The organism is Vibrio sp. STUT-A11 (assembly GCF_026000435.1).
In the GTDB taxonomy this organism is placed as follows: Bacteria; Pseudomonadota; Gammaproteobacteria; order Enterobacterales; family Vibrionaceae; genus Vibrio.
In genome coordinates this window covers 1559013-1585615 of the sequence record NZ_AP026763.1, presented here as the reverse complement: position 1 = coordinate 1585615, position 26603 = coordinate 1559013, and the positions used below count along the sequence as shown (strand labels likewise).

General features: G+C 44.9%; 26 protein-coding genes and 2 pseudogenes. 7 read left to right on the top strand and 21 right to left on the bottom strand.

Annotated features, from left to right (window positions below):
• Positions 1 to 5 precede the first annotated feature (5 nt).
• The 6 genes from OO774_RS07570 to cobT form a co-directional block, all read right to left on the bottom strand.
• Entirely contained in the window at positions 6 to 1034 is a 1029-nt protein-coding gene (locus OO774_RS07570; protein ID WP_264905923.1) for a succinylglutamate desuccinylase, read from the bottom strand.
• A gap of 309 nt (positions 1035 to 1343) precedes the next feature.
• On the bottom strand, positions 1344 to 3149 hold the full coding sequence (locus OO774_RS07565) for a M3 family oligoendopeptidase (protein WP_264905921.1): 1806 nt from the start codon (positions 3147 to 3149) through the stop codon (positions 1344 to 1346).
• Positions 3150 to 3235: 86 nt separating this feature from the next.
• Positions 3236 to 3853, bottom strand: a complete 618-nt coding sequence (cobC, locus tag OO774_RS07560; RefSeq protein WP_264905920.1) for an alpha-ribazole phosphatase — start codon at positions 3851 to 3853, stop codon at positions 3236 to 3238.
• 11 nt (positions 3854 to 3864) lie between these two features.
• Positions 3865 to 4398 carry a bifunctional adenosylcobinamide kinase/adenosylcobinamide-phosphate guanylyltransferase gene (gene cobU, locus OO774_RS07555; protein WP_264905919.1) on the bottom strand — a complete coding sequence of 178 codons (534 nt, stop codon included), beginning with the start codon at positions 4396 to 4398 and terminating at the stop codon, positions 3865 to 3867.
• Positions 4395 to 5195, bottom strand: coding sequence for an adenosylcobinamide-GDP ribazoletransferase (locus tag OO774_RS07550; protein WP_264905918.1), 801 nt, complete (start codon positions 5193 to 5195; stop codon positions 4395 to 4397). Before OO774_RS07550 ends, cobU begins: the two co-directional genes overlap by 4 nt.
• Positions 5195 to 6238 (bottom strand): nicotinate-nucleotide--dimethylbenzimidazole phosphoribosyltransferase, encoded by a 1044-nt coding sequence (cobT, locus tag OO774_RS07545; RefSeq protein WP_264905917.1) that lies wholly within the window; start codon positions 6236 to 6238, stop codon positions 5195 to 5197. The genes OO774_RS07550 and cobT overlap by 1 nt, the downstream gene beginning before the upstream one ends.
• Before the next feature lie 407 nt (positions 6239 to 6645).
• Here cobT and OO774_RS07540 point away from each other — a divergent pair, with 407 nt between their 5' ends.
• On the top strand, positions 6646 to 7335 hold the full coding sequence (locus tag OO774_RS07540) for an NAD(P)H-binding protein (protein ID WP_264905916.1): 690 nt from the start codon (positions 6646 to 6648) through the stop codon (positions 7333 to 7335).
• Positions 7336 to 7522: 187 nt separating this feature from the next.
• On the top strand, positions 7523 to 8902 hold the full coding sequence (locus tag OO774_RS07535; RefSeq protein ID WP_065302263.1) for an L-cystine transporter: 1380 nt from the start codon (positions 7523 to 7525) through the stop codon (positions 8900 to 8902).
• A gap of 182 nt (positions 8903 to 9084) precedes the next feature.
• Here OO774_RS07535 and OO774_RS07530 read toward each other — a convergent pair whose 3' ends face one another.
• Genes OO774_RS07530 through atpD form a run of 8 tightly spaced genes read right to left on the bottom strand, consistent with a single transcriptional unit; the run spans position 9085 to position 15236 of the window.
• On the bottom strand, positions 9085 to 9936 hold the full coding sequence (locus tag OO774_RS07530; protein ID WP_264905914.1) for a F0F1 ATP synthase subunit gamma: 852 nt from the start codon (positions 9934 to 9936) through the stop codon (positions 9085 to 9087).
• Positions 9936 to 11432, bottom strand: coding sequence for a F0F1 ATP synthase subunit alpha (locus OO774_RS07525; protein ID WP_264905913.1), 1497 nt, complete (start codon positions 11430 to 11432; stop codon positions 9936 to 9938). Before OO774_RS07525 ends, OO774_RS07530 begins: the two co-directional genes overlap by 1 nt.
• Complete coding sequence (locus OO774_RS07520; RefSeq protein ID WP_264905912.1) at positions 11419 to 12168, bottom strand: F0F1 ATP synthase subunit delta; 750 nt, start codon at positions 12166 to 12168, stop codon at positions 11419 to 11421. Before OO774_RS07520 ends, OO774_RS07525 begins: the two co-directional genes overlap by 14 nt.
• Positions 12169 to 12221: 53 nt before the next feature.
• Positions 12222 to 12488 (bottom strand): ATP synthase F0 subunit C, encoded by a 267-nt coding sequence (gene atpE, locus OO774_RS07515; protein ID WP_264905911.1) that lies wholly within the window; start codon positions 12486 to 12488, stop codon positions 12222 to 12224.
• Positions 12481 to 13122, bottom strand: a complete 642-nt coding sequence (locus tag OO774_RS07510; protein ID WP_264905910.1) for a F0F1 ATP synthase subunit A — start codon at positions 13120 to 13122, stop codon at positions 12481 to 12483. Before OO774_RS07510 ends, atpE begins: the two co-directional genes overlap by 8 nt.
• A gap of 53 nt (positions 13123 to 13175) precedes the next feature.
• The gene (locus OO774_RS07505) at positions 13176 to 13445 is read right to left on the bottom strand and encodes an AtpZ/AtpI family protein (protein ID WP_264905909.1); all 270 of its coding nucleotides are present in this window, start codon (positions 13443 to 13445) and stop codon (positions 13176 to 13178) included.
• 4 nt (positions 13446 to 13449) lie between these two features.
• Entirely contained in the window at positions 13450 to 13857 is a 408-nt protein-coding gene (locus tag OO774_RS07500; RefSeq protein ID WP_264905908.1) for a F0F1 ATP synthase subunit epsilon, read from the bottom strand.
• Positions 13854 to 15236, bottom strand: coding sequence for a F0F1 ATP synthase subunit beta (atpD, locus tag OO774_RS07495; protein WP_264905907.1), 1383 nt, complete (start codon positions 15234 to 15236; stop codon positions 13854 to 13856). The genes OO774_RS07500 and atpD overlap by 4 nt, the downstream gene beginning before the upstream one ends.
• 92 nt (positions 15237 to 15328) lie before the next feature.
• Between atpD and OO774_RS07490 the strand changes: the two are divergent.
• Positions 15329 to 15734: pseudogene (locus OO774_RS07490) on the top strand (DDE-type integrase/transposase/recombinase); the annotation flags it as partial.
• 300 nt (positions 15735 to 16034) lie between these two features.
• On the opposite strand, the gene OO774_RS07485 reads toward OO774_RS07490, so the two are convergent.
• Complete coding sequence (locus tag OO774_RS07485) at positions 16035 to 17063, bottom strand: IS110 family transposase (RefSeq protein ID WP_264905110.1); 1029 nt, start codon at positions 17061 to 17063, stop codon at positions 16035 to 16037.
• A gap of 282 nt (positions 17064 to 17345) precedes the next feature.
• On the opposite strand from OO774_RS07485, the pseudogene OO774_RS07480 reads away from it, so the two are divergent.
• A pseudogene (locus tag OO774_RS07480) lies at positions 17346 to 18371 on the top strand (IS110 family transposase).
• 390 nt (positions 18372 to 18761) lie between these two features.
• On the opposite strand, the gene OO774_RS07475 reads toward OO774_RS07480, so the two are convergent.
• Positions 18762 to 19196, bottom strand: a complete 435-nt coding sequence (locus tag OO774_RS07475; protein ID WP_264905906.1) for a hypothetical protein — start codon at positions 19194 to 19196, stop codon at positions 18762 to 18764.
• 767 nt (positions 19197 to 19963) lie between these two features.
• Here OO774_RS07475 and OO774_RS07465 point away from each other — a divergent pair.
• The gene (locus OO774_RS07465) at positions 19964 to 20206 is read left to right on the top strand and encodes a type II toxin-antitoxin system ParD family antitoxin (RefSeq protein ID WP_264905905.1); all 243 of its coding nucleotides are present in this window, start codon (positions 19964 to 19966) and stop codon (positions 20204 to 20206) included.
• Positions 20203 to 20502 carry a type II toxin-antitoxin system RelE/ParE family toxin gene (locus OO774_RS07460; RefSeq protein WP_264905903.1) on the top strand — a complete coding sequence of 100 codons (300 nt, stop codon included), beginning with the start codon at positions 20203 to 20205 and terminating at the stop codon, positions 20500 to 20502. Before OO774_RS07465 ends, OO774_RS07460 begins: the two co-directional genes overlap by 4 nt.
• Positions 20503 to 20616: 114 nt before the next feature.
• On the opposite strand, the gene OO774_RS07455 is transcribed toward OO774_RS07460, so the two are convergent.
• Positions 20617 to 21051, bottom strand: coding sequence for a GNAT family N-acetyltransferase (locus OO774_RS07455; protein ID WP_264905902.1), 435 nt, complete (start codon positions 21049 to 21051; stop codon positions 20617 to 20619).
• A gap of 167 nt (positions 21052 to 21218) precedes the next feature.
• Here OO774_RS07455 and OO774_RS07450 point away from each other — a divergent pair, with 167 nt between their 5' ends.
• Positions 21219 to 22418, top strand: coding sequence for an IS4 family transposase (locus OO774_RS07450; RefSeq protein WP_264905900.1), 1200 nt, complete (start codon positions 21219 to 21221; stop codon positions 22416 to 22418).
• A 231-nt stretch (positions 22419 to 22649) separates the two neighbouring features.
• Here OO774_RS07450 and OO774_RS07440 read toward each other — a convergent pair whose 3' ends face one another.
• The 4 genes from OO774_RS07440 to OO774_RS07420 all read right to left on the bottom strand — a co-directional run bounded on the left by OO774_RS07440 (position 22650) and on the right by OO774_RS07420 (position 26495).
• Complete coding sequence (locus OO774_RS07440) at positions 22650 to 22865, bottom strand: hypothetical protein (protein ID WP_228841545.1); 216 nt, start codon at positions 22863 to 22865, stop codon at positions 22650 to 22652.
• Between the two features lie 1463 nt (positions 22866 to 24328).
• Positions 24329 to 24805: a GNAT family N-acetyltransferase gene (locus OO774_RS07435; RefSeq protein ID WP_031812414.1), complete on the bottom strand. Its 477-nt coding sequence runs from the start codon at positions 24803 to 24805 to the stop codon at positions 24329 to 24331.
• Positions 24806 to 25497: 692 nt separating this feature from the next.
• Positions 25498 to 25962, bottom strand: a complete 465-nt coding sequence (locus tag OO774_RS07425; RefSeq protein WP_264905899.1) for an ASCH domain-containing protein — start codon at positions 25960 to 25962, stop codon at positions 25498 to 25500.
• A gap of 161 nt (positions 25963 to 26123) precedes the next feature.
• Positions 26124 to 26495 (bottom strand): RidA family protein, encoded by a 372-nt coding sequence (locus OO774_RS07420; RefSeq protein WP_264905898.1) that lies wholly within the window; start codon positions 26493 to 26495, stop codon positions 26124 to 26126.
• Positions 26496 to 26603 lie beyond the last annotated feature (108 nt).

Sequence of the window (26603 nt, the reverse complement as noted above, 5' to 3'; positions counted from 1 at the left end):
TTGCTTTAATCGTATACCAATTCGCCGTCTTCAAAGCGGGTTTTCACTTCGCAAACCATTAAAGCGGCGCGCTGACCAATGGCAACCTTGCGGTTTGGAAATACAATGGCTTCGTTATCATTCTTAGCCATCAATGGCTTATCACCGTCGTGACCGAACACCTCGCCATGGACAAACGACGTAAAGTTTTCAACATTGTCGTCAAACATAAAATCGAAATCTTCGTGCAAACGCACAATGGTACGGCTAACACGATATTTAATGCATGGCTTAGGCAAATGCTCAGCTTTAGTACCTGAAACTAGATTGCGCAGCGCTAAATCAAACGCTGTCAGCTTATCTAAATCATTCTCACCAATTCGAGCAACACGTCCAAGCTCCATTGTCAGAGCTTGCGCGCTAAAGTTTTCTGCACTGTACCAGCTGAATGTACTCGCCGGAGAGTTTGATAATAGAACCGCTTCAATGTGGCCACTATCCAAGAACTCCATTAAAGCTTGGCTTCGAACCGGATGGCGTGTCTTAGGACTCACAGCAAACGTGTAGTGTTTAGAACCACGGATTGCACAGTGCAAGTCAAGATGCCAGCGCGTTTCTGGGTCGGTACCTTTAAAGAAGTCACAGACGTGCAACTTCAGTAAATCTGCTATAGCCAACTCTTTGGTTGGCGTATGACCTTTATCATCGAATAAGCGGTTGAGGTTTTCCTCAAGAAAACGCGTATGCGCCAAGGTAGACTCAGGGTGAGCGATGATGAATAGACAACGGGCATCGACCTTCATAAAACCGGATTCAATGTCTTTAATCATTGAATCGACCAGTTCCATCGGTGCCGTTTCGTCGCCGTGAACACCTGTTGAGATAATGATGTTTTTCGTCTCCTGAGTGTAGTTCTCAGGGACCACTTCTAGCACACCACGCTGATAGAGTTTTAGTGTCACTCCATTAGATAGCGCCAGCTCTGCTGGTTCTACATCAATATGCATATCTAACGTATCAGCTAAAAACGATTGGCGAAAGAAAGACTTCGTCATGCGTTACTCCTTAATTGCACGGCGGGTATGTTAATAAATTGTACAAAGAATTTTTGTTGCTGCGATCCCACTTATGAGTAGAAATCGACATTTTCAACGAAAATCCAATACCGTTTCGAGCCATACACTCAAACCAAGCAACAAACCGCTTATTTGTTAATCAATTACAAATTGTTATACCCAAGTAACCTAGTGCAAATGGCATCTCAAGTCACTTGGGTATAAGGCTGTGAACTTTAACACAGCCCTGATCAAGATCATTATGATTTCACGATATTTTTCGCGTCGAGCTCATGCACCATCACAATACTATGCTGACTGGGCTCGTTGATTAAGCAGATATTCAAACTCATCTACCTTCTGCTGAACCAAAGCAACACTCTGATGCCAAAAATCAGGTTGTGTCAGGTCCATCGACAAGTGCTTGTCAACCACTTCTTCGGCGGTCATGTTGCCTGTATCGCGAAGCAAGTTAATGTAATCGGTGTAAAAGTTTTCGCCCTTTGATTCACGCTGAGCATAAATACCTTTACTGAATAAGAAACCAAACAGATATGGGTAGTTGTAAAAGCTCACACCTGAGATTGAGAAGTGTAATTTGCTCGCCCAGAAATACGGATCGGCTTCGCTCATCACATCGCCATACCAATCTTTCCAGGTTTCAGACATCAACTCACAAAACTCTTGCGCAGTCAGTTCACCGTTTTGGCGGCGTTCATAGAATGCTTTTTCAAATTCATATCGCACTGGGATATTGATCATCAACGCAATCGTCGATGAGAGTTCTTCCCATAGCATTTCCAGCTTTTCATCGACACTTTCAGCTTTTGAAATCAGATGATCGCGAACGATGTTTTCCGCAAAAATTGAAGCGGTTTCCGCCAGCGTCATTGGGTAATAGGTCTGACAAAGCGGTAAATCACGGATAACCCAGTTATGGAACGCATGACCTAATTCATGTGCTAGCGTCATCAAGTCTGAGCGACTGCCACTCCAGGTCATAAACACCAATGGAGTGCGCGTTGCGGGTAACTTAGTGCAGTAAGCTCCTAAGCGCTTATTTGCGTGTGGCTTCGCGTCAATCCAACCGTTCTTGACCATCATTCGAACAAACTCTGACATGTCAGGGTTTACCGTTTCAAACGCTTCACAAATCACATTGATGGCTTCGTCAAAATCGTAGACTTTAGCGTTACCACTCAGGGCAGGCATCGCAGCAAGGTGATTCCACGGTTTCATTTCATCTAAACCATGCACTTGAGCCATCAGTAAACCCGCTTTTTGACCAATACTGCGGCTTTGTTTTGCCACAGACATCATCGCATCCAGTGTTTCCGCTTGAATGCGGCTGCCATGCAAACTTGGATCAAGGAAATGGACTTCTCGCTTTGTCGAGCGCTTTTTGTTTTCAGTCAGGCGCCAACCAGCAAGCGCGTTGAGGATGGCAGCAAAAGACTCTTGATGTGTGGCCATCGCAGTTTGAACACCGCGCCACGCCGCTTCTTGTCGGTTAAATTCAGACCCATAAAGAATGCTGGCTGCCTGAGAAAACCCAAGTTCTTCACTGCTTCCATCATCGTAATCCAAGGTCACTTTCAGAGAGCCTGTCAGGTTGTCGTACAGCTTACCCCATGCAGACTTACCATCCACACTCATTGCTGCCAACAGTTTTTCTTCTTCGGTGCTTAGACGAGTATCGGCCAGGTTTCTTAAGTTCTCAATGGTGAACGCCTGACCACTAACATCTGTATTTTCATGATTCAAAACACGCGTAATAAAATCATCATCCGCGTGTGTTAGCGTTAACTCAAATGCGCTGAATGCTTGCGATAACTCAGAAAAAATACGAGTCATACGCCCTAACAACGCTTTTGCTTCCGCGTTTCTTGAATCAACAGATGAATAGCAATTAGCGAAATTAAAAATAGTACGTGATAAGCGATTTGCTGCCTCGTTGGTTAAAATGGCGTTTTGCATCACTTCAACATTCTGGCAATCCAATGACTGCTTATTGAGAAGTTCAATACATTGCTCTACCAAAGCAATGTCATCTTGAATTCGCTGATCAGCGAGATCCTGATATGCGATGGATAAGTCCCAACTTGGAGTGGTCATTTATCTTTCCTTTTTATGTAATCTGGCCAACCCTTCCCTATTTTAATTGTTTTAGGAAATAAAATTGGCCTCTTCCGTGACTTTTACTATCTATGCTCAATCAAAGGTACACCTATCGAACGAACGGAGGCGTAGATTTGGTCATCAATAGTGATTGTTATATGTGTGATTGACGCATTACTGATCGCTAATGTCGAATACCAACGAGGGTTGCGCCAGTCAACGTCTAATATATGAGCGAGAATCATTCTAATAACGCCACCATGCGTGACAATCAGCAGGTTGTCATTGATATCATTGATAATTTGAGACCAAGCACTAGTTACACGCTGTGAAAATGCGTTAAGGCTCTCAGCATTGGGTAAGGTGTGTTGTGACGGAGATTGCCAGAAGGACTCAAGTTTTTTCCAGTTATCGTTCAGCATGTCGAACGGCACACCATCGAAGTCGCCAAAATTCATTTCTCTTAGTTCAGAATTTTCGTTCACAGGGAGCATTTGCTGCTCGCCGATAATTTCTGCCACGTCGCTGCAACGGGAAAGTGTAGACGTAATGATACCGCTGACTTCACGCCCCTGTTCTTTCCAAGCCTGAGCAATGGCTTGCTGCTCGGACTCTTTGACCTTTAAATCAGACTGACCGTGCAACCCAGGTGCGGCATCGACTTTACCGTGACGCATGAGATAGATGTTAAGCGTTTCCATGATATTGAGCCCTATGCTTTGAGTACCAGTGGTAAGCCAGCAGCAACAAATGAAACTCGCTGGCACACGTGCGCAAGTTGTTGGTTCATTCGGCCGGCATTATCGACGAAATAGCGACTAATCGCGCCAAGTGGAACGATGCCCATCCCGACTTCATTAGAGACAAAGATCAACGTCGCTTGTGAGTGAGACACCGCTTCCACCAGTTTATGAACTTCTGCTTCTAACTTTTCATTTGAGCAATCGTCACCCAGCTCGAAAATCCAGTTGTTCAGCCACAGCGTCAGACAATCAATCAAAACGACATCATCGTGATTAAAGCTTAATAGCAAATCAGCAAGATGCAGCGGACATTCGTGTTCCTGCCACCCTTCTCCACGTTGCTTTTGATGGTGACGAATGCGATCAGGCATCTCATCATCAAACGGCAACGCCGTCGCGACGTAATGCAAGCAAGCGTGTTGAGCGTCAGCAGCCTGCCGCGCGGTTTGTTCTGCTAACTTGGATTTTCCGGAGCGTGCTCCACCTAATATTAGTTGCTTCATGATGTGTGACAAAAGGCAATGAGAGTGAGATAAACCAGCAATTCAGATAACTGTTGCGCAGCCCCTAAGCAATCGCCGGTAAATCCGCCAATTCTTTTGGTCAGCCATCGTTTAAAACCATAGCGAAATACCGCTAAGATCAGCACAATAACTGTGGCCTGAGTAACGCCAAGAAACAAAGTAACAAGGCCACCGGTGAACAGTAGAATCGCCACTTCTAATGACGACTGTTGGTTGGCAAGGGGCTTACTTTTTGAGGTATCGCTGTCGCTGACATACGGCATATCGTAAATAAGCGTCGCCGCCAAAGCACGACTGGCGGTGTATGCGACCACAATCATGAGCAAAAATTTTGGTTCATGAGCCAGCTCGCGCCAAAAAACAAACTTCGCCAGCAGTGCCATAACCAAAGTTGCAGCGCCATAAGTGCCAATACGGCTGTCTTTCATGATAGACAGACGTCGCTCAACGGTCATACCCCCGCCGATACCATCTGCCATGTCGGTTAAGCCGTCTTCATGAAATGCGCCCGTCAGCAACAAGCTAAATACCATGGTCAAGACGACCGAGACAGGATCAGGAAACACCAAACTCAACAGTGCAAACGTCGCTGCGCACAGCACGCCCAGCACCACACCAATCAGCGCGAAGTATCGCCCGGCCTGGTTCATGCGAGATTCACTGTAGGGCAAGTTTGCAGGTACAGGTAAGCGGCTAAAAAAGCTAACCGCTAACAGAAATAGCTCCCATTGATAACGCAAACCACCGTTGTTTGCATCGCGTGGTGTTTCTGACACTAAACAGTTACTCCCGCGCTCTCGAAACTCGCCATGTTGTTGTAAAATTGCGCTGCCGCTTTCACCAACGGTAAAGCCAGTGCTGCACCCGTTCCTTCACCTAAGCGCAAACCAAGGTCCAATAAAGGCTCTGCTTGCAAATACTCCAGAACAAACTTATGCCCAGCTTCCTCTGAACAATGAGCAAACAACATAAAATCGCGCGTCTCTTCGTCAAGCAGCGTGGCTATGTATGCTGCAACTGAAACAATAAAGCCGTCGACTAATACTGGTGTTTTCTGGCGTTTTGCTTCTAAAAATGCCCCCACCATTTGCACAATTTCAAAACCACCAACTTGGGCTAACACTTCTTTCGTGCTGAGCTCATGGCAACGCGCCACACCGTGAGCAACGACTCTAATCTTACGGTTTAACTGTTCTTGATTGATGCCAGTACCCAATCCAACACAGTGATCCACTTCCAGTGGGCTAAGTGCGGTTAACAATGCCGACGCAGAACTTGTGTTGCCTATCCCCATCTCACCAAACATAAGCAGGTTGGAACCCGACAAAATGGCTTGTTCTGCCACTTTCGCGCCATATTCCAAACCAAGTGCCACTTGTTCTAAAGACATCGCGGTTTGTTTGGAAAAGTTCGCAGTGCCATTACCCAACCGTTTCTCTATCAAATTCGGATGCGATTTAAAGTCCGGTACCAGCGTATCTATCGGTGACAACATGCCACAATCGATCACTTTGAATTGAATTTGGTTAAGCTCGCAAAAACAGTTGATTGCCGCACCGCCAGCGAGAAAGTTAGCGACCATTTGCTGTGTGACTGTGCTAGGTGCAATGCTTACGCCCTCTTCGGCTACGCCATGGTCACCAGCGAATACCAGCATGGTTGGCTGACGAATTGTGATTTGTTCTACCGCTGCGCTTTGATCTTGGCTTTGTATCAGTGCCAGTTCCAGAGCGACTTTTTCAAGCAGCCCTAATGATCCTACTGGTTTGGTTTTGTTATCAATACGCGCTTGAATATCAGCGGCGAAAGTGCGGTCCATGTGTTTGGTTCCTTGTATTTATTTTATTGGGACAAGCGAGCGAGAAAGTGGCGTATTCACTCTCGCCTAAACGAACAAGAGGAGCAAGTGTGCTTACGTCTACATTCATTTTTCTTCCTTGATTCGCGTGTGCCGAAATAATATCGCAAATTCAAACGATAAAGAGAAACAGTGTACCTTTCTCTAAAGGTAATTCACCTACTTTCTCCTAATTACGAAGACTTTTCGCCAAATAATGTCGATTTGCTCGGTAAAGCCGTAATGCCGTGTTTACAAGCAGCCAACTTATTTCAAAAACGATGTGTGTTGTTACACTCAAGCCACGTAAAAGCTGGGTATAAGTGATTGAAATCGGCTACTATTAACTCACACTGCTGCCATAGCCATAGCCATAGAGGAGAAGAGGCATGAGTAATAATACCTGTGTGATCATTGCTGGAGCCTCTGGCTTAGTTGGCAGCAAAGTGATTACTCAATTGGTGTCCCAACCGGGTATCCACACATTATATTTACTTTCCAGACGCCCTCTTACCGATATCTCAGACCCTGAGCAAAAAATCGTTCCGATGATAGACGCTGATCTTTCTATTCTAAATTGGGATGAGCAACACCTGACGCCGGAAATCGGCTTTATCTGTTTAGGAACGACGCTCAAACAAGCTGGCAGTAAAGAGAACTTGCGCAAGGTTGATGTCGACCTTGTGACAAACGTTGCCAGGCAAATGAAAATGATCGGCGTGAAGCGAGTCGCTGTTGTTTCTAGCCTAGGTGCGAACAGTAAATCCCCCTCACATTACCTGGCTTGCAAAGGTCAGATGGAAGCCAACATTGAAGAGATGGGGTTTGAAGAATTGGTTTTCGTTCGTCCGGGTCCACTCGTTGGCCAACGTGAAAAGCCAAGAAACGACGAAAAATTCGTGCAATGGATTTTTCGAGTGATTCGTCCGTTCATGTTGGGGAAACTCTCTAACTTTATTCCAATCGATGCGGAAGTGGTCGCCAAGGCCATGATTTATCAGATTTTTAGCTATCAGGAAGACTCAATAATTTATCTGCAGCGGCGAGAAATGCTCGATTTATTGCGACACTACGAGTAGCCAAAACGAAGAGCAGTACGCACTGAGTTGGGGTCTAACGGGTCACTTACGTCAAAACATATTCCATTTTGATATATCTAATGCCCGTTAATCATTTTAAAAGTTATATATTGAAAGCTATCTTACTGCCCCCTTTATCACCTCGTATACAACCCTCAGCATATTGACTGAGTACTAAGGTAAGAGTATGAATTTTGCAGTAATTGCCTCACTTGCAGTCTTTGTTGGCATATTATTCTTTCTTTTTAACCAGCAACAAAAACAAAACACACTTTCTCGTCTCGTTTTAATTGGTCTTGTCACTGGTTCACTTTTTGGCCTTGCACTTCAACTGATCCACGGTGAAGGCAGTAACGTCATTTCTGAAACCCTTTCTTGGGTTGCTATCGTTGGTAGTGGCTATGTTGGCCTGCTGAAAATGGTTATCATGCCACTTGTGTTGGTATCGATGATCTCAGCGGTTGTGAAACTGGAAAAAGGCGGCTCGCTGGGTAAGATCTCTGGTCTGACAATTTCAGTCCTGCTTATCACAACGGCGATCTCAGCATTAATTGGTATTTTCGTTACGTCTGCGTTTGGCCTGTCGGCAGAAGGCCTGACGGAAGGTGCTCGCGAGACGGCACGCATTGCGGTATTAGAAAGCCGTGCTGGTTCGGTAAGCGACCTGACCATTCCACAAATGCTGGTTAGCTTTATTCCAACTAACCCATTTGCAGACCTAACAGGCGCACGTTCAACCTCTATTATCGCGGTTGTTATCTTCGGTGTTCTAACGGGTATTGCAGCACGCAAAGTAATGGCAGAAAAAGCAGAACTAGAATCACCGATTCGCACTTTCGTTGAAGCGGCTCAGTCTATCGTCATGCGCTTAGTTAAGATGATCATGGCGCTAACACCATACGGCATCGCAGCATTGATGACCAAAGTGGTTGCGACATCAAGCGCAGCGGACATTCTGAATCTGCTTGGCTTTATCGTTGCGTCTTACGTTGCGATTGCATTGATGTTTGTTGTCCACGGTATCCTTGTTTCTTTTGTTGGCGTTAGCCCAGCAGAATACTTCAAGAAAATTTGGCCAGTACTGACGTTCGCCTTTACGTCACGTAGCTCAGCAGCAACGATTCCTCTGAACGTAGAAGCGCAAATCACTAAGTTAAACGTGCCACCAGCGATTGCTAACCTTTCAGCATCATTTGGTGCAACGATTGGTCAAAATGGTTGTGCAGGTATTTACCCAGCAATGCTTGCGGTAATGGTTGCGCCAACAATGGGTATTAACCCGCTAGAGTTCAACTTTATCCTGTCACTGATTGCGATTATCACGATCAGCTCGTTCGGCATCGCGGGTGTTGGCGGCGGCGCAACCTTTGCTGCGCTAATCGTGCTTCCGGCTATGGGCTTGCCAGTGACTATCGCTGCACTGCTTATCTCTATCGAACCACTAATCGATATGGCACGTACTGCACTTAACGTTTCAGGTTCAATGACGGCAGGTACCATTACAAGCCGCTTGTTGAAATCAACTCATACTGAAGCGGACGCGAAGCCAGAAGAGGCAAAAGCGTAATCTGCCCAATCGCTATAAACACAGAGCAATAGCAACACACAAGCCGATGGCTCACCATCGGCTTTTTCATTTCTACTCGTGATAGAAAAGCAAAGCGAACAAACCTGGTATACCTCGCCGATTCGGGGCTTAACCGTAACCGCTCTGTTGCGATGCGTGTCCCCTCGATACCACATGAGTATTCAACCAGTAGGCAAATCGTCAAAACTGCTCGCATTCAGTAACATGACTTCGATTTCTTCGGTAATCTCTTCCCGACGTAATATATTGCATTGTTGGGTCAATTCATCCGCTTTACTCTCAAGATGTTTAACCGCGCCTTCAAGATGCATGATTCGATTGTGATTTTCCTCTAACAAAGAGGTATAAACGATTTCATGCAGAGCAGTAAAAAGAAACTGTTCAGCCACTTTGAGTAAAAAGTCTGCTGGCGGTAAGTTGAGCTCTGGAGGAGTCCGAAAATTCGCTGGCTGTTGGTCTTTCTGCTGAAATGGTGGCAATAGTTTTTTTGTGATAATCCCCTGTTCACCACTATGGTAAACACTGTATAAGCCCATCAGCGGCTGTTTCTGCTGGATCTTTGTCAGTATCTGAACCGTTTGTTCGAGAACCGCTGGCACTTCTTCGACCACATTAGGCCCCTCGATCTGCGCATATACATCGACATCGTCTTGCATTAAGTTATAGAGCTTACGGCCAACAATAATTAAAGTTGGCTTTACATTAGAAGGAATCGTTAACAGTTGCTCAATATAATCCACCACTTCCTGGTTAAAATCACCACAAAAGCCGCGTTCGGATCCAATTAAAAGATAAACCGGGAAGACTTCAGACTCTTTTATTTGGGCTCCTGGGTAAAAACTAACAAGGTCGTTAGCCGCTGAACTGATGGCATCCAGCGCGCGATGTTGAGTATCAAGGAAGGCACTCAACTTGTGCGTTTCCATATAAGCTAACATTTTCATCGCATCTAAGATTTTTATAATTTCATTCAGACTATGATGGTGATTGTCCAGGTCCAGGCGTCGGCTCATTACTTACTGTCCTGTAGGTTGTTAGGCGATAACCATTTGGCGACCGCTACACTCCACTCATCTTTGGGGCTATCAAGGGTCAGGCTGGAAGACTTCACCTCCTGTTGGAGAGTATTCAGACGCGACGCTACTTCTTTTCGTTCACAATCCTTAAAATGTCCATCATTAAAAGCGACGAGCCATGCCAGTTGAAAAGTCTCGTGAAGCGGGGAAAATTGATCTTGCTTGAGAATCTCCCTCAATACCAGACCACGGTTAATCGCTTGCTCCATAGAAGCCTCAAGCCGTGCACCAAAGCGGGTAAAACTCTCCAGCTCCAGAAACTGCAGGTAGTGTAACTTCATACTTCCGGCTTCTTCTTTGATTCTGGGGTGTTGCGCTTGTCCGCCAATACGCGACACCGATCGAGCAATATCAATGGCCGGACGAAAACCGGCTGAAAACAACCCTCGTTCCAAATAGATTTGCCCGTCAGTAATGGAAATTAAGTTGGTCGGGATATAATCGGCGATTTCGCCCTGTTTGGTCTCAACGATGGGCAACGCAGTCATACTGCCACCACCATGAGACGGACTCAGGCAGGTAGTGCGTTCCAATAAACCAGCATGGACGGAAAAAATATCACCGGGATAGGCTTCTCGCCCCGGAGGACGACGCAGAAGCAATGATAATTCCCGATAAATTTTGGCATGCGTGCTGAGATCATCATAGACAACGAGGACATCATGCCCTTGCTGCATCCAATATTCAGCAATAGCACAACCAGCGAAAGGCGCTATATGCTGTAATCCCGGCAAGCTACTCGCTTCAGCAACGACGACAGTGGTGTATTCAAGCGCGCCAAACTCTCGTAATATCTCAATCGTCTTAATGACCGTTGAACGCCTTTGCCCAATGAGCACATAAACACAACGCACATTTCTATCTCGTTGGTTAATCACGGTATCAAGAGCGAGAGCACTGCGCCCAAGACCTTCATCACCAATCAGTAATTGCCTCTGCCCTTTGCCTATCGGGATTAAAGTATCAATGATCTTGATCCCCGTATACAAAGGCGCGTTAACAAAGTCACGGCTGATAATCGGTGGCGACAACGTATCGAGACGCATCCATGTTGATGGAATTGGGGCTGCTTCTCCATCATGTGGACTGCCCAGGGGATCAATAACCCGGCCAAGTAAACTGTCACCCACCGGGACACTTAAAGGATGACTGGAGTGATGTACGGAGGTTCCGGCGGTCAACAAACTGGTTTCATGCAATAGAACCGCACTGACCAGCTCTTCCGTCAGGTCAAACACCATTGCCTGACTGCCATCCTCCATAGTTAAGATATCGTTCATCGCTGCTGAAGGGAGCCCAGATATCCTGGCAATACCATCTCCAATGGATAGCACGACGCCCCGCTCTTCAAGGCGTAACCCCGGTTTATAGTCCTTGAGCCACATCGCCTGCTGTGCCAATGGGCTATTGAGTTTGTCTTCATCGGGTAACATAGGCAAACTCCATAAACCCTTGTAAATCATCCCTTATATTGGCACGCAAGCACCAGGCACCTATGGTGATAAACAATCCAGCGATCAACTCAGGGTTTTCATCATATTGAACAGGGATGGATAATTGGCTGACTGTCGTCAGGGCTTTTTCCAACTCTTGCCGCTTTTGTTCAGGTATTGGATAAGCGCTGCTTACCTCAATAACGTCAGGCAACACACCCCACTGGTGTAACAAACTGGCTGCTTGCTCCTCAGAAAGAGAAACTAAATCTTCCAACAGGATATCCAACAACCTGACCTCCAGCTCAGGCCCAGAAGCTCTGCTAAGCAAAGCAGCCGCAAATTGAGCGCTTTGGTGTAACGCCTGCTGTTCACTATCACGAATCGCTTCCATACGCTGGCGAGATTCAACTACTTGTGCTTTTTTCTTTTCCTGCTCAATCGACTGCTTCAATAGCTCCAACTGGGATGCCCGCTCTGCATCAATTTCCTGGCGCAGTGCGTCTCTTGCCTGCTGACACTGGTGCTCCCAATTAACCAGGCGATTTTCATATTCTTCTTTCAGTGCTGCCGATTCTTCATTCAGTCGTTGCGATTCAAGTAACTGTTGATCAATATCGGCCTGGCGTTGACTAACTACCGCCTTTACCGGCTTAAACAGAAAGCGTTTGAGAATCCAGATCAACACCAAAAAATTGATGATTTCCAGCACAAAAGTAGTCCAGCTAAACTCCACAGTAATTGCTCCTCAACGTGGGTGATAAACCATCATAGAGTGGCTAGCAGACGCTATTTTAAAAGGTATTCAAGCAATGGATTACGGAACAGCACAATCAACACAATAACGAGCACATAAATGGCCAGTGACTCGATCATTGCCAGCCCGATAAAAAGCGTCCGCATAATTGATTTTTCAGCCTCAGGCTGACGTGCCAGAGCATCCATCGCCCGACTCACAGCCCACCCCATGGCTATCGCCGGTGCCAGGACACCAATAGAAATACCGATAATGGCAACAGTTGTGGAAGTCAGCACAAAAGTTGATAATTCATTCATTAGTGGCTCCTTCTTGTTTCTGTTGTTGATATTGTAGGCTACCCGCAATATAAATGAGGGCGAGCATGCCGAAGATATAAGCCTGAACTAAGGCTTCAATCACATGGAGCATTAAAATTGGCACTGGCGCCAAAAATCCCGCCACCAAGAGAAATAGCAAGGCTGCCATTTCCAGGCTCATCATGTTGCCAAATAATCTCACCGCTAAAGCAACCGTACGGGTGACTTCACCGATAAGGTGAAATGGCAATAGAATTGGGCTGGGTTTGACATAATGGCTTAAGTAAAGCTTTATCCCTTGCAGGCGAATGCCGTACCAGTGTGTAGAAAGAAAAACTATAATTGCCAGAGCAGACGTCGCAGATAAATCACGTGTTGGGGAATGAACGCCCGGAATAAGCCCACACAGGTTGGCGATAACAAGGAATATCCATAGGCTACCAATAAATGGCATCAGGCTTTTAACGTGCTGAGGCGCAACCTCTCTAATAACATTTTCAATACTGGCAATCATACCTTCAATAGCCGTCTGTACCAGCCCGGGTTTGATAGATAACTGGTGTGACAAAAACCAGGCAAACAACCCGATCACGCCAATGATTCCCCATGTTGTGACTACCGTATTATCTATCATAATGACCGTCCCACTACGTTGGTATTATCTAATCACAGTTAAAATCCATCACACTATTGCCGAATTAAAAGGTAGACATTGATCATCCCAACGATCACGCCGAGCAAGATAAAACTGATTGTCCAGCGAACCGAATATCCCTCTATCATGCTGTCTATCCAATGGCCGAGATAAGCACCTCCCACAATGGGTAACGCTAGCAATAACCCCAACGTGCCAAGATAAATAGTTTGGCCTATGAGGGTATGCCGTTCGCGCTCGGCCTTCTTCATACGGTCAACCTGACGCTCAGTTTTCTTTTTCAAATCATCAAGTTTATGCATGGCACTAAAGTGTCTCTCTTTTACCTATTTCCCACAGCCGCATAAATACCTCTTCTTCCATGTGGCGCAGGCTGTCTTTAAACGTCTGTGACTTCTCTTCTTCTGCAAACAATTGTTGCTCCAGAGCCTGGCTAATACGGCTATAATCATCGTCCAAAAAAAAACGGTAAGTACATAATGTTAGGATGTTATTTTTAAAATAGAGCACCCCACCAGCCGCTGCCAGATATTTCCAGTCACTATCACCCATACGGTACTTGGCAATTCCCGTAGAAAGAACCGTCATGAAACGGCTGTGATTCGCCAACAGCCCGAAGCTACCGGTTTGGTCCTCACCCATAAAAGAAGTGACACCCTCAATCTCTTCAGAATGCGTTGCATCCAACAGGCAGAGTACAAAACTTTTCATCATAGTTGCTTCTCCATACTCCCCTGCATATAACAGCGTTCTTCCGGTATTTCATCGTAGTGACCAAGCAGAAAATGTTCACAATCATTAAGCGTACTTTCCAGCGGCACGGATACTCCCGGCATACCGGTATGTGCTGCTGTTGTACAAAATGGCTGGGTCAGATAACGCTGGAGTTTACGGGCACGCATAATGATGGTGCGATCAGCCTGAGACAGCTCCCCGACACCTAACATAGTGATAATATCCTCCAGCTCATGGTAACGAGCCAAATGTTCCCGGACGCCTTCAGCAATACTGTAGTGACGTTCACCTAATGTATGGCGATCCATGAGCTTATTGCTTGACTGCAAAACATCGACCGCAGGATAAATACCTTTACCCGCTTGTGCCCGAGATAACATAACCGTGCTATCAAGGTGACTAAGGATGGTACTGACCGCTGGATCGGTCATATCATCAGCGGGAACATAAACAGCCTGAACTGAAGTGATGGTGCCATTATTGGTTGAAAGAATACGGTCCTGTATCTCTGCTATATCTGTCGACAGCGTCGGTTGATAGCCTACGGTAGCTGGCATCCGCCCAAGTAAGCTGGATACTTCACTGCCCGCCTGCACAAAACGGAAAATATTATCCATGACAAACAGAACATCTTTTTTCAGGGTATCGCGCAGGTATTCCGCATAGGTCAGAGCCGATAACCCGATCCGAAAACGAACGCCTGGTGACTCGTCCATTTGCCCGAATACCATTAATGTCTGTGGCAGAACCCCTGCATCTCGGATAGCGTGCCAAAGTTCATGGCCTTCGCGTATCCGTTCACCAATCCCGGAAAAAACCGACACGCCCTGATGTAATGAAGCCATCGCGTGCATGAACTCCATAATTAACACCGTCTTGCCAACCCCTGCCCCACCGAGTAATCCTGTTTTCGCTCCCTCAATGAAAGGACAGAGAAGATCAATAACCTTAATTCCCGTTTCTAATACGTTTCCGGCACCAACAGACTCATGAATGGGGACAGGGGCACTATGAACATTGCGAAACATTGACGCCTTAAGTTCACTGCCGCCATCCAGCGGCTCACCAAAAATATTGAGCAGGCGACCAAGGCAATCCGGCGTGACCGGAACATGAAGAGAAGCTCCGGTATCATAAACGGTCACGCCACGATGCAAGGAAGAATTTTTATGTAGAATAATGGCGCGGAGATGCCGCTTATCAAGATGCTGGTGAACCTCAAAGAGATAGGTTTCATTATCGACATTGGCACATAAAGCCTGATGCAAGGGGGGCAAGGTATCACAGGCAACCACTGTTACTGGGCCATGTATCTCAGTAATGACACCAACCGGGACTTGTTTCCTTCCTAACTCCATATTTATACCTCAGCTTAGGCATATCTGCTTTATGCAATCATATTAGCGAGTGGTTTCCAACTTCCGTTTTAGTATAGGCTATACCTGCTTAGCTCGAGTGTGGTGATATTGCTTATATGTGGTGAGATTTGAAGTGGAGTTTTATCGCTGTAGTGTTAGCCCTATTTAGTCGACGCGTCGTGGGGTGCTCTTTGTCGGATAAACCTGACATTGAATTAGCTTCTAAAGCCTTGGATATGGTCTGGGAACAACGAGGGAGACCTAAAAACGTGATGTTCCATTCAGACCAAGGATGCCAATACGGCAGTCGTAAATTTCGTCAAAGGCTCTGGCGATTTCGTATAACTCCAAGTATGAGTCGTCGAGGTAACTGTTGGTATAATGCACCAATGGAGAGGTTATTTAGAAGCCTAAAACCGAGTGGGTAACAGCCACGGGTTATTTGACCCAAACTCAAGCTAGAAAGACATCAGCTATTACTTGATGAACTACTACAATCGTGCAACGGCCTCATCAAGCAAATGAAGGTCTGTCGCCAGTAAGTGCCAAAACAGACTTAAGATAGTGTCCGGAATTTGTTGACCATATATGGACGCCTCAGCTTTTACAACACTTTTGAATGATTGGTTCACTACCATATATTCGGCGTCGTTATAGACTCTTTCGCCTGCGCCTTGATGTAAATCCGAAACCTATTGCCTAATCACTACATCGGCATTTAATGCCTTGGTCAACTCAGGTTACAATAGGTACGGTTAACCGTTTGTTCATCAGTGTATGTAAACTTTCTTGAGGTTATTATGCAAAGGCTTTGTTTACGTCAAAGTCATGGCTTCCTGTTAATATTTTCCATGCTATACGAGCTAGTTTATTCGCAAGTGCGACCACAGCTTTATGTTTACCTTGTCTGACAGCTAAAGCGTTGAACCATTGCCCAAGTTTATCTTGCCGTTTGTTGGCAAAACGCCCTACAGCTCTCGCGCCATGAATAAGTAACACACGCAGATCGGCGCTGCCATTTTTTGTGATGCTCCCTAAGCGGATTTTACTACCAGAACTAGATTGAGTTGGTACCAGTCCGCACCATGCAGATAACTGCCTGCCATTTTTGAATTGTAGACCTGAACCTATCTCACTAATAAAGCTCGCTGTTACTAATGGCCCAAATCCAGGAATTGAAAGCAGTGCTTCGTAGCGAGGTTGATTTTGACAAAGAGCTTTAATATCACGCTCGATTTGCTCTATTCGATAATTTAAAGCGCATAAATCATCATATAGAGATTTAAGAAGGCTACGGAGAGTATACGAAAGATCGTTGCTTCCATCTTCTAAAGCATCTATCAGGGACGCTTGAAGTTTTATTCTTCCGGCACTAAAAATAACGCCAGATTCACCTGCTAAACTGCGAATTTGGTTTACTGTCGCCGTTCTGTTTTGGACTAAGCGGGCCCGAACACAGCGTAATGATTTAATATCTTGTTGATCTACCGTTTTTATTGGCACTTTATGGATATTAGGTCGAAAAGCTGCTTCACATATAGCAAGAGCATCATTCGCATCGTTCTTTTGGCTTGAGACAAATGGCTTAACATGTTGGGCTGGAATTAGCTGAACATCGAAGCCTAACTCTTTGAACTTCCTCCCCCAATAGTGAGAGGTCCCACATGCTTCCATTGCAATTAAAGTTCCTTGAGGAAATTGCCTTACTTTATCGAGTAGCTTATTGCGTCTAACTTTTTGATTACTCTTAATTGAATGATCTACAAGACAAACACAGACCTGAAATACATTTTTGGCTAAATCAATTCCAACAACTTTTATATCCATAATGGCAGCCCTTTAGGTTTACTATCAGCATCAAGTTTGGCAGATACCGCGAAACTTGAGTGCTGAGGCGTCCATCACATCACTACACCATACTAAAAAAGGCCACTGCTCTCCTAATGCCGGACGAACTCGAACGTTCTCGTTAATTGATCATGTAGTGGTCACCAAATTGTCTTTTTTAACGCTCAATAACGCCTCCATAATACGCTTAACGAATGACATGGATTCCCCCTCCCGAGGATCGACCACACTTAGGTGGTACTTATTTGCACTGGAGGCACCATGTCTGATTATTCTTATTTTAGCGGTATCGACTTAGCTAAAAATCACTTCAGTATTCATGTCGTAAACTCGTAAGGTAAAGTCATCCTGCATAAATCCGTTATCCGCTCTAACCTACTGCCTACATTAGCAAATATGCCACCTATGCGTATAGGCTTAGAAGCGTGCGGTGGAGCGCATTACTGGGCAAGGACACTCCATGGGCTTGGCCATGATGCTCGCATCATGGCGGTTAAGTATGTCGTCCCACACCGTAAAAAAGGTAAAAATGACCTCAATGATGCTGTTGCTATTTGCCAAGCTGTACAACATTCATCTACCCGCCTCGTACTCGTGAAATCCCCTGCGCAACAAGCCATTTTGTCGGTGCACCGTATGAGAGAACATTGGGTTCGTGAACGAACTGCTTTAATGAATCGTATTCGCGCAATACTTTCTGAATTTGGTCTCATCATTCCGGTCGGACGCTCTTCTTTGATGAAGCAAGTTCCCCTCATGCTCGAAGACGCCGAAAACGAACTGCCTCATTTAGCTAGGACGGTTATTGCTGACGCTTACCATCATCTTGAAGCTTTAAACCAACGTATTGCTGACACAGAACAGGTCTTCGATAATTTTGCTAAAGTCAGTGACAATGTTCAGCGGATTATGAAGGTGAGAGGCATTGGCCCTCAAACCGCTACGGCGATACTAGCGTCGATAGAGAATGGCTCTCAGTTCGACAAGAGCCGAGACTTTTCCGCTTGGCTAGGGTTAGTCCCAAAACAGTACTCAACTGGCGGTAAACCAAGGTTAGGCCGAATCACCAAGCACGGTGATAAATATCTACGAACTTTGCTCGTTCATGGTGCCCGAACGGTGTTGGCCAACTTGGGAGATAAACAAGATAGGTTGAGTCAGTGGTGCCGCAGCATTCTTGAACGTCGGGGCATGAACCGAGCCATCGTGGCTCTGGCTGCAAAGAATGCCCGAATCATATGGTCACTGCTGCACAACCAAACGGAATACGAGAATTACGCTGCTTAAGTTAACACTAACTCAAGCAGCGTAACGAGAACACACCCACCGGGTCACTGCAGACGCAATGGATGGAGATAGGTTAAGACCACTTGCGGAGAGCCTGTTAATGCAGCGGACATACCAAATGTCATCTAACGAATAAGGCAACGCAGTCGCGCAAAGTCATCAGGGTCACAACGTATGCGAATCGTTGATATAAAGACCGAATGTAGAGCGGCAGTCCAAAACCCATTACTTGAAGTTTAGCGGATGTTTGACAACCGGGGAATCCATATAGCCCTGTTAAGGGGTGAAAAACGCCACCACCTAGCCTAAACAATTGCACCTTAAACACTTAACCTAACTTGAACTGAAATCGCCACGCGTTGTGAATTCGTCTTAAACGCTTTGTTATATTTATTGTTCCGCTTCTTGCTCAACTAATTGTATCATCGCTCCAACACTGCTTAACTTACCCGGAATTGGACCACATTTTACCTTATATATTTCACCCGCTTTAACACTAGCCTTTACCGTTGGAAATCCATATTCATTACCAACTAAACATTTAGTAAATACGAAATAATCACCAGGCAACATATGAATTTCCTTCGGATATCCAACAAATTCATCACCGACATCCTTAAAGTCATTTTCATCTTTGGATAAATCGCTGTAGCTAGCAAAAACAACACGATAATTTCTACCAGCGAATTCTGTAACTTCACCTTTTAGAATAGCTACCTCTTCTACAGGCTTTTGGGGACCTTCATAAGTGTGAACTACGCCCACACAACCACTCAAAGAAAAGACTGTCAGAAAAATGACTGACAAACTTACACTGTTTTTCACATCTACTCCTTAATATGTATGATAAAAATATAACGCGCAGTTAAGGGGTGCCGGCACGCAACACCAAAGCTACCGCACAGCGCCTTTAACACTAAACCCACTGCAAACCAAAAATGCCACGCGTGCCAAATCCCTCTTAAACGCTTTGTTAGTACGCTGCCCTTAAAGCCTTTGGCACACACCAACATATTGAAATATAGCACGAACACTGAAGCTTAAAACGCGGAAGCTAAAGGGACAACTGCCAAACTAGAACTCACTCTCAAAACGCAAGTTGGCGAGAAGAAAAACTTGCTTAACTGCCCTATTTCACCATTTTCCAATTAGCAAAGAAGACGGGCTTCAGAACTAAACAACCTCACCAAAGAAATTCGTTTTTTGACGAAAATCTCTCAACTCCAAACAAGCCACACCAGAGAAATAGCCCGAAAGTTAGAAACCGTAAACGGTGAAATCAACGCGAACACAAGTCATATAGTGCCACCGGAAAGAACGTGAAAGGCACATTACTTCAGGTGTAAAGCAAGGAAAAGAAACCGATAAACCCCGAAAATTTTACCGTTGATGCCAATCCAGTACTAACGCCCGCTTAAGTGGTGAGCAACGCATGCCACCACACTTAATCCATTGTGCAGTCGACACTAAAGCTGAATCAAACCAAGAATGCCAAGCGTTGGGAATCCGTCTTAAATGCTTTGTTATGCGCCACTTGCGATTACCTCAAATTAACACCATAATTAGGTACTATTTGGTATTAGGAGATTACAATGGCTAAAAATACTAGCATCACTCTCGGCGACCACTTTGATGGTTTCATTAGTAGCCAAATCCAAAGTGGACGCTATGGCTCAGCAAGTGAAGTAATTCGTTCCGCCCTACGTTTACTCGAAACACAAGAAACGAAAATGAACACTTTACGACAACTGCTCGTTGAAGGTGAAGAAAGTGGTCTGGCTGATTATGACCTCGATTCGTTTATCAGTGAACTAGATAGCGAAGAAAGAAAATGAAACCATTCCAACTAACCAACAAGGCAAAATCCGATTTAAAAGATATTGCCTTATTTACCTCTCGCAGGTGGGGTCGCGAGCAACGAAATATTTATCTCAAACAATTCGATGAATCATTTTGGCTACTCGCTGAAAATCCTGATATCGGTAAAACTTGTGATGAAATCAAAGATGGCTACCGAAAATTTCCACAAGGAAGCCATGTGATTTTTTATCAGCAAATTGGTAGCCAAAACATCCAGATCATAAGAATCTTGCATAAGAGTATGGATGTAAATCCAATCTTTGGCGCATAACGCCGCGTTAAGTGGTGAGCAACGCTACCACAACACTTAATTTGGACGCCATAAACACTGGACTGAACCCAAACCAAAAATGCCAAGCGTGGGGAATCCGTCTTAAACGCTTTGTTATAAGCGTGGCTTGAGCATGTGCACGAACTGTTTGTCCTGCTCTATGACCTCAAAGCCTAACCTTTTGTAAAGCTGCCCTACTCGATTGCCTTGCAAGTAACAAAGTTTAATCGGTAACGACTTTTGTTCCGAAAGTTCAATGACAGATTTCAGTACTTGGCTACCGATACCGTTGGCTTGATATTCTGGCAGTAAGGAAAAGCGACCAAAATACAAATGGTCAGATTTTAACTGTACTAAGTAGCTACCAACACGGGAGCCGTTAATTTCAATAACTGTTGGCTTAGACTCTTCCCACTCACAGTGATGAATCTCTCTTTGAACACTTTCATCCCAACCAAAAATGGCTTTGATAGGCTCATATTCTGCCGCTTTCTTGAGATTAAGCAAGAAATCGTAATCTTCAACTTCAGCTTGACGAGTTACAAACAAAATACTCTCCAGACTATTTTTTAATGAAAGCTTATAACGCCCAATTCTTACGAATCCCCTCATAATTTCTATATAAAACAATGAGTAGATGCGCATCGCTCATTCTGATCTAATGAATTTCGCCAAAAACACACCTGATTAAATGGATTTAATAGGGAACCCTAACGATGCGCGACATTCAAATTCTACAGCAAACTCTCGAGAATCAATGCCCTGACATTCACAAAAAACGACTGAGATCTCTGATGCTTGCAACCAAAACTGTACTCGACGGCTCTGATCTCACATTGACCAAAATTGGGCGCGCACTCGACACCGATACCACCGTAAAGCATGCGATTAAACGTATCGACCGATTGCTCGGTAATCGCAACCTACACCGTGAAAAAGACGCCATTTATAGGTGGCATGCGTCCTTTATTACCCGTGCCAACCCTTTTCCTGTGGTGCTCGTTGATTGGTCAGATGTTCGTGAGCAGCTACGTTATATGACATTGCGCGCTTCAGTCGCCGTTAAAGGTCGAGCCGTCACGCTTTATGAGCAGGCGTTTGAATACAAAAACTACAACTCTCCAAAGAGCCATCAATACTTTCTCGATAAGCTTCAAACGCTCCTGCCCGAAGGCTGCACTCCCATCATTGTCTCGGATGCTGGATTTAGAAATACATGGTTTCGGCAAGTCGCCAACAAAGGTTGGTTCTGGTTGGGACGCGTACGTGGCGAAGTCTCGATCAAATGTGGTGATGCCCCTTGGCAATGGAACAAGACCTTCTATCCTCAGGCAACTGACAAACCGCAGTTTTTAGGGGAAAGCCAATTAGCACGGCGTTCGCCGCTCACATGCTTTGCCTATTTATACAAGAGCCAACCTAAAGGCAGAAAACCCCATCGACACAGCCGAACCTGCCAAAAGCATTCAGCAGAAAAAGTATTCCACAGAGGTGCAAAAGAGCCTTGGCTTCTAGTAACAAACATCCCCAATCAGGTATTGAATGGCGTTAAAATCACTCGCTTATACGCCAAAAGAATGCAGATTGAAGAGTCGTTTCGAGATCTAAAAAGCCCCGCTTACGGATTGGCACTGCGCCACAATCGAACTCGCTGTACGAATCGTATCGATATCCTGCTGCTCATGGCGCTAATGGCAGAAATCATCATGTGGTGGAATGGCTTAATCGCCATGCAAGCTCAATGGCATTATGACTTCCAAGCCAACACCATCAAACATCGCCGAGTACTATCCATCCCTAGACTGGGTAAAGAGGTACGTTGTCATCGGAGATACCAAATAAAAGGATCCCAATATCATTGGGCTATGTTGGAATATCAACGTCTCACACACACTTGTGGCTTAGGTGAATTATGAGGGGATCCGCCAGCGCCCTGCTAAGGGGTGAGCAACGCAATACTGTAGCCGCCGCATACCGCCTTAATCACTAAATTCAACGCATAGTGAAAATGCCACGCGTTGCGAATCCCTCTTGAGCAGTTTGTTAGTTTGCAGACCCAAAGCGTTGATTTTACGTTATTTTAAACTTTGCAAACAATAAACTTTATGTGCTTTGATGCACTTACGTCAGGCGTGGTCTCAAAGCGGCTACTCAATGAAACCACGTGGAACAAACAACGCCGCAGAAAACGAACTCACAACACCAAAAAGCGCTTTTGGAAAACCAATCTCACAATGCGGACTTTCAACAAAGTCACTGAAACCACGTGGAACCCACCACACCAGAGAAAACGTCATTTCAGCGAGTAAATCGGCTTTTGTACCAACAAACTCAACGAGCAGAGTTTCAGCAAAAAAGTTCAACTCAGTTAACCCAAAAGTCGCCGCACCAAAGAACAAATCAACCGTTGAAACGATGCCAATTTTGGATTTTCACCACGCTAGTTAACACTGAAATTGAACGCCGATACGAAAATTTCGACTTTGAGCTTTTACCACTAGATCTTGCGATATAGCTGCGTTTTTCCTCTTGCAAACTAACGCCGCGTTAAGGGGTGCCGGCACGCAATACAAAAGCTACCGCACAGCGCCATAAACACTGAACTCAACGCATATTAAAAATGCCACGCGTGCCAAATCCCTCTTAAACGCTTTGTTATATGTGATCGTTTAAGCCGAAATTTTAAGCCAAGCCCAGCTTTGAAACCATGATTTTTATGTGCCTTGATGCACTTAAGTCAGGCTTAGACTTGCGGCGACTTGCCACTGAAACCACTTGGAATTTTCAACGCCGCAGAAAACGGACTGACGACACCAAAAAGTGCTTTTGGAACGGCAATTTCACAATGAGATCTTTCAACAAACTCACTGAAACCACAAGGACTCACCACAACAGAGAAAGCGCCCTCTCAGCAAGCAAATCCGCTTTTAGAAAGGCAATTTCACAGAGCTGAATTTCAGCAGCAGGTGTTGCCTAAATTGACCTGGCATTACCAGCACCAAAGAATAAAACCATCTGCGACCGGCAGCCCGAAAGCGAGCCACGAACCAAAGAAAACTAGAATTGAAACTGAAAAATCTCGACGCCCAAAGGCCAAAACTCAACGCTGAACACCAAGGTTATTAACCTGAATTTTTAGGCTTTCTTCATCTGGCATATAACGCCGCGTTAAGGGGTGCCGGCACGCAACACCAAAGCTACCGCACAGCGCCTTTAACACTGAACCCACTGCAAACCAAAAATGCCACGCGTGCCAAATCCCTCTTAAACGCTTTGTTAGTACGCTGCCCTTAAAGCCTTTGGCACACGCCAAGATATTAAAATATAGCACGAACACTGAAGCTTAAAACGCGGAAGCTAAAGGGACAACTGCCAAACTAGAACTCACTCTCAAAACGCAAGTTGGCGAGAAGAAAAACTTGCTTAACCGCCCTATTTTCACCGCTTTCAAATTAACAAAGGATAAGGGCTTCAGAACTAAACGACAGCGACAGAAAAACTCAGTTTTTGACGAAAATTTCCCAACATCAAAGAAACCACACCAAAGAAATAGCCCGAAAGTTAGAAACCGTAAACAGTGAAGTGACAACAAACTCTACACATATAGTGCCACCGGAAAGAACGTGAAAGGCACATTTGATCAGGTGCAAAGCAAGGAAAAGAAACCGATAAACACCGGAAATTTTACCTTTGATGCCCATCCAGTACTAACGCCGCATTAAGTGGTGAACAACGCGACCACTCGACCTAAGCCATTGTGCCGTAAACACTTAAGCCAAATTAAACCAAAAATGCCAAGCGTTGTGAATCCGTCTTAAACGCTTTGTTATAACCGTTTTTCCATGCGTAAAAGACCCCAAACCTCACCGTCGAAAGAACGAGAGCCATTTTCACGCGATGTCACGGTAAAACCAAGAGACTCATAACAATTTCTCGCAACTATGTTTCGTTCAAATACGGCCAATGACAGTAAGCTAGCGCAGTATTTTTCTTTTGCTAGCTCGACTAACTGACCAAGCATGAGCTTTGAAATGCCCTTTCCACGAAAGCCGTCCGAAACAAATACCCGGCAAATTCTAAAATGTGACGCTGAAACTTTGAATAGTTCAACATAGCCAGCACTCTGACCTGCAACAACGAAGATAAAGGGAAACACTTGCGCTTGAGAACAATGTTTAGAAATTTGCACTGAATCCAATGGAAACTCAAAGTTTGGACCACCCCATTGATAATTCAATTTATCCGAGTCGATCCACCCGATAAGCAGGTCATGGTCTTCTTTTTCAAATGCTCTAAGTTCCATTTTTCCCTCTAAGGTTATAACGCCCAATTAAGGGGTGAGTAACGCAACACCGATGCCACCGCAAACCACCTTAATCACTAAAATTAACGCATAGTAAAAATGCCACGCGTTACGAATCCCTCTTGAATTGTTTGTTAGTACGCTGCCCGTTAACCTTTGGTACATGCCAAGATATTGAAATATAGCACGAAAATTAAGACTTAAAACGCTGAAGCTAAAGGGACAACTGCCAAACTAGAACTCAATCTCAAAACGCAAGTTGGCGAGAAGAAAAACTTGCTTAACTGACCTATTTTCACCGTTTTCAAATTAGCAAAGGATACGGTCTTCAGGATTAAACAACCGCGCCAAAGAAACTCAGTGTTTGACGAAAATTTCCCAGCATCAAAGAAACCACACCAAAGAAATAACCCGAAAGTTAGAAACCGTAAACGGTGAAATCAACGCGAACACAACTCATATAGTGCCACCGGAAAGAACGTGAAAGGCACATTTAACCAGGTGTAAAGCTAGGAAAAGAAACCGATAAACTCCGAAAATTTTACCGTTGATGCCAATCCAGTACTAACGCCCAATTAAGGGGTGAGCAACGCTACCACCCAACCTAACGCATTGTACCGTAACCACTAAATTTGAAGTAGAAGCAAAAATGCCAAGCGTTGGGAATCCCTCTTAAATTGTTTGTTATATTTTTATTTGTACACCACTTTGAACTGCTCTAGAACCAGCAACATATCTTCCGACGGTGATATTCCTAGCTCTACGCACTCTTTCGAGAAGAAATTCCAATGCGCCTCCCGCCACCAAGCTAGAGTCTTATCACCCTCACCTTCTAAAGCCGCGAACTCCGGTGTTACTTCCCTGTATTTTTGCTTGGTTACAGACGTCATTTCTATAATACAAATCGGCATACCATCCCAGTTTGTCACCACTTGAAGGTGTCCAACAACTGGCATTGGATCGCCTTTTTCACTGTACCAATAGTCTAAGCTGCATGATGCACGCTTTTCACCATGAAGGATTAACTCGGCACAGAGATTAGCATTGTGTTCATCTGCACAGAAATAGTCTGAGCTGAACGAAGTGTATTTGGAAGCAACTTCATCAGGTAAAGAATTCAGGTATTGCTCCAGATAAACTCTACTTCTTTCATCCATAATTTTGACTCGAAAATTGATTAAAAATATAACGCCCAATTAAGGGGTGAACAACGCCACCTCCCAAACCTAAAGCATTGTGCCATAAACACTAAATTTGAAGTAGAAGCAAAAATGCCAAGCGTTGTGAATCCCTCTTAAATTGCTTGTTATGTTCGTACTTACAGCGCTACGACGGCCTCAATTTCTATCTGTAAATCCGCGTGAATTAGCTTGGATACTTCTACCAGTGAGCATGCTGGTAAATTGCCGTCATAGAAATTGAAAAGTAGCTCTCGGATGCTGCCTAACATTGACATGTCACGAACAAAAATTGTCAGTTTCACCAGATCGCTTTTTAAGCGTTTCTCTAACCTAAGGACTTCTGAGATTTGCTCCAAGATCTCTTTAGTTTGCTCTTTCAGACCAAAGGTTTGAGCTTCTGTTCCATAAGCTGTAAGCCCTGATATATAAAGCGTTTTATCGTGCTTTGTTGCATGGACATAAGGCCCTGCGATTTGAGGTAAGCTTTCGTAAGTAATCCGTTCAACCACTTGATTTCTCCCTAGAACATAACGCCGCATTCTTACGAATCCCCTCATAATTTCTATATAAAACAATGAGTAGACGCGCATCGCTCATTCTGATCTAATGAATTTCGC

Excerpts from the sequence above, each read along its gene's own strand:
- OO774_RS07485 (WP_264905110.1), bottom strand. The coding sequence starts at position 17,063 with ATGGATATAAAAGTTGTTGGAATTGATTTAGCCAAAAATGTATTTCAG.
- OO774_RS07435 (WP_031812414.1), bottom strand. The coding sequence starts at position 24,805 with ATGGAACTTAGAGCATTTGAAAAAGAAGACCATGACCTGCTTATCGGG.
- OO774_RS07565 (WP_264905921.1), bottom strand. The coding sequence starts at position 3,149 with ATGACCACTCCAAGTTGGGACTTATCCATCGCATATCAGGATCTCGCT.
- OO774_RS07530 (WP_264905914.1), bottom strand. The coding sequence starts at position 9,936 with ATGAGCCGACGCCTGGACCTGGACAATCACCATCATAGTCTGAATGAA.
- OO774_RS07500 (WP_264905908.1), bottom strand. The coding sequence starts at position 13,857 with ATGATGAAAAGTTTTGTACTCTGCCTGTTGGATGCAACGCATTCTGAA.
- cobT (WP_264905917.1), bottom strand. The coding sequence starts at position 6,238 with ATGGACCGCACTTTCGCCGCTGATATTCAAGCGCGTATTGATAACAAA.
- OO774_RS07525 (WP_264905913.1), bottom strand. The coding sequence starts at position 11,432 with ATGTTACCCGATGAAGACAAACTCAATAGCCCATTGGCACAGCAGGCG.
- OO774_RS07505 (WP_264905909.1), bottom strand. The coding sequence starts at position 13,445 with ATGCATAAACTTGATGATTTGAAAAAGAAAACTGAGCGTCAGGTTGAC.
- cobU (WP_264905919.1), bottom strand. The coding sequence starts at position 4,398 with ATGAAGCAACTAATATTAGGTGGAGCACGCTCCGGAAAATCCAAGTTA.
- OO774_RS07460 (WP_264905903.1), top strand. The coding sequence starts at position 20,203 with ATGAAACCATTCCAACTAACCAACAAGGCAAAATCCGATTTAAAAGAT.
- OO774_RS07540 (WP_264905916.1), top strand. The coding sequence starts at position 6,646 with ATGAGTAATAATACCTGTGTGATCATTGCTGGAGCCTCTGGCTTAGTT.
- OO774_RS07450 (WP_264905900.1), top strand. The coding sequence starts at position 21,219 with ATGCGCGACATTCAAATTCTACAGCAAACTCTCGAGAATCAATGCCCT.
- OO774_RS07510 (WP_264905910.1), bottom strand. The coding sequence starts at position 13,122 with ATGATAGATAATACGGTAGTCACAACATGGGGAATCATTGGCGTGATC.
- atpD (WP_264905907.1), bottom strand. The coding sequence starts at position 15,236 with ATGGAGTTAGGAAGGAAACAAGTCCCGGTTGGTGTCATTACTGAGATA.
- atpE (WP_264905911.1), bottom strand. The coding sequence starts at position 12,488 with ATGAATGAATTATCAACTTTTGTGCTGACTTCCACAACTGTTGCCATT.
- OO774_RS07570 (WP_264905923.1), bottom strand. The coding sequence starts at position 1,034 with ATGACGAAGTCTTTCTTTCGCCAATCGTTTTTAGCTGATACGTTAGAT.
- cobC (WP_264905920.1), bottom strand. The coding sequence starts at position 3,853 with ATGGAAACGCTTAACATCTATCTCATGCGTCACGGTAAAGTCGATGCC.
- OO774_RS07465 (WP_264905905.1), top strand. The coding sequence starts at position 19,964 with ATGGCTAAAAATACTAGCATCACTCTCGGCGACCACTTTGATGGTTTC.
- OO774_RS07535 (WP_065302263.1), top strand. The coding sequence starts at position 7,523 with ATGAATTTTGCAGTAATTGCCTCACTTGCAGTCTTTGTTGGCATATTA.
- OO774_RS07425 (WP_264905899.1), bottom strand. The coding sequence starts at position 25,962 with ATGGATGAAAGAAGTAGAGTTTATCTGGAGCAATACCTGAATTCTTTA.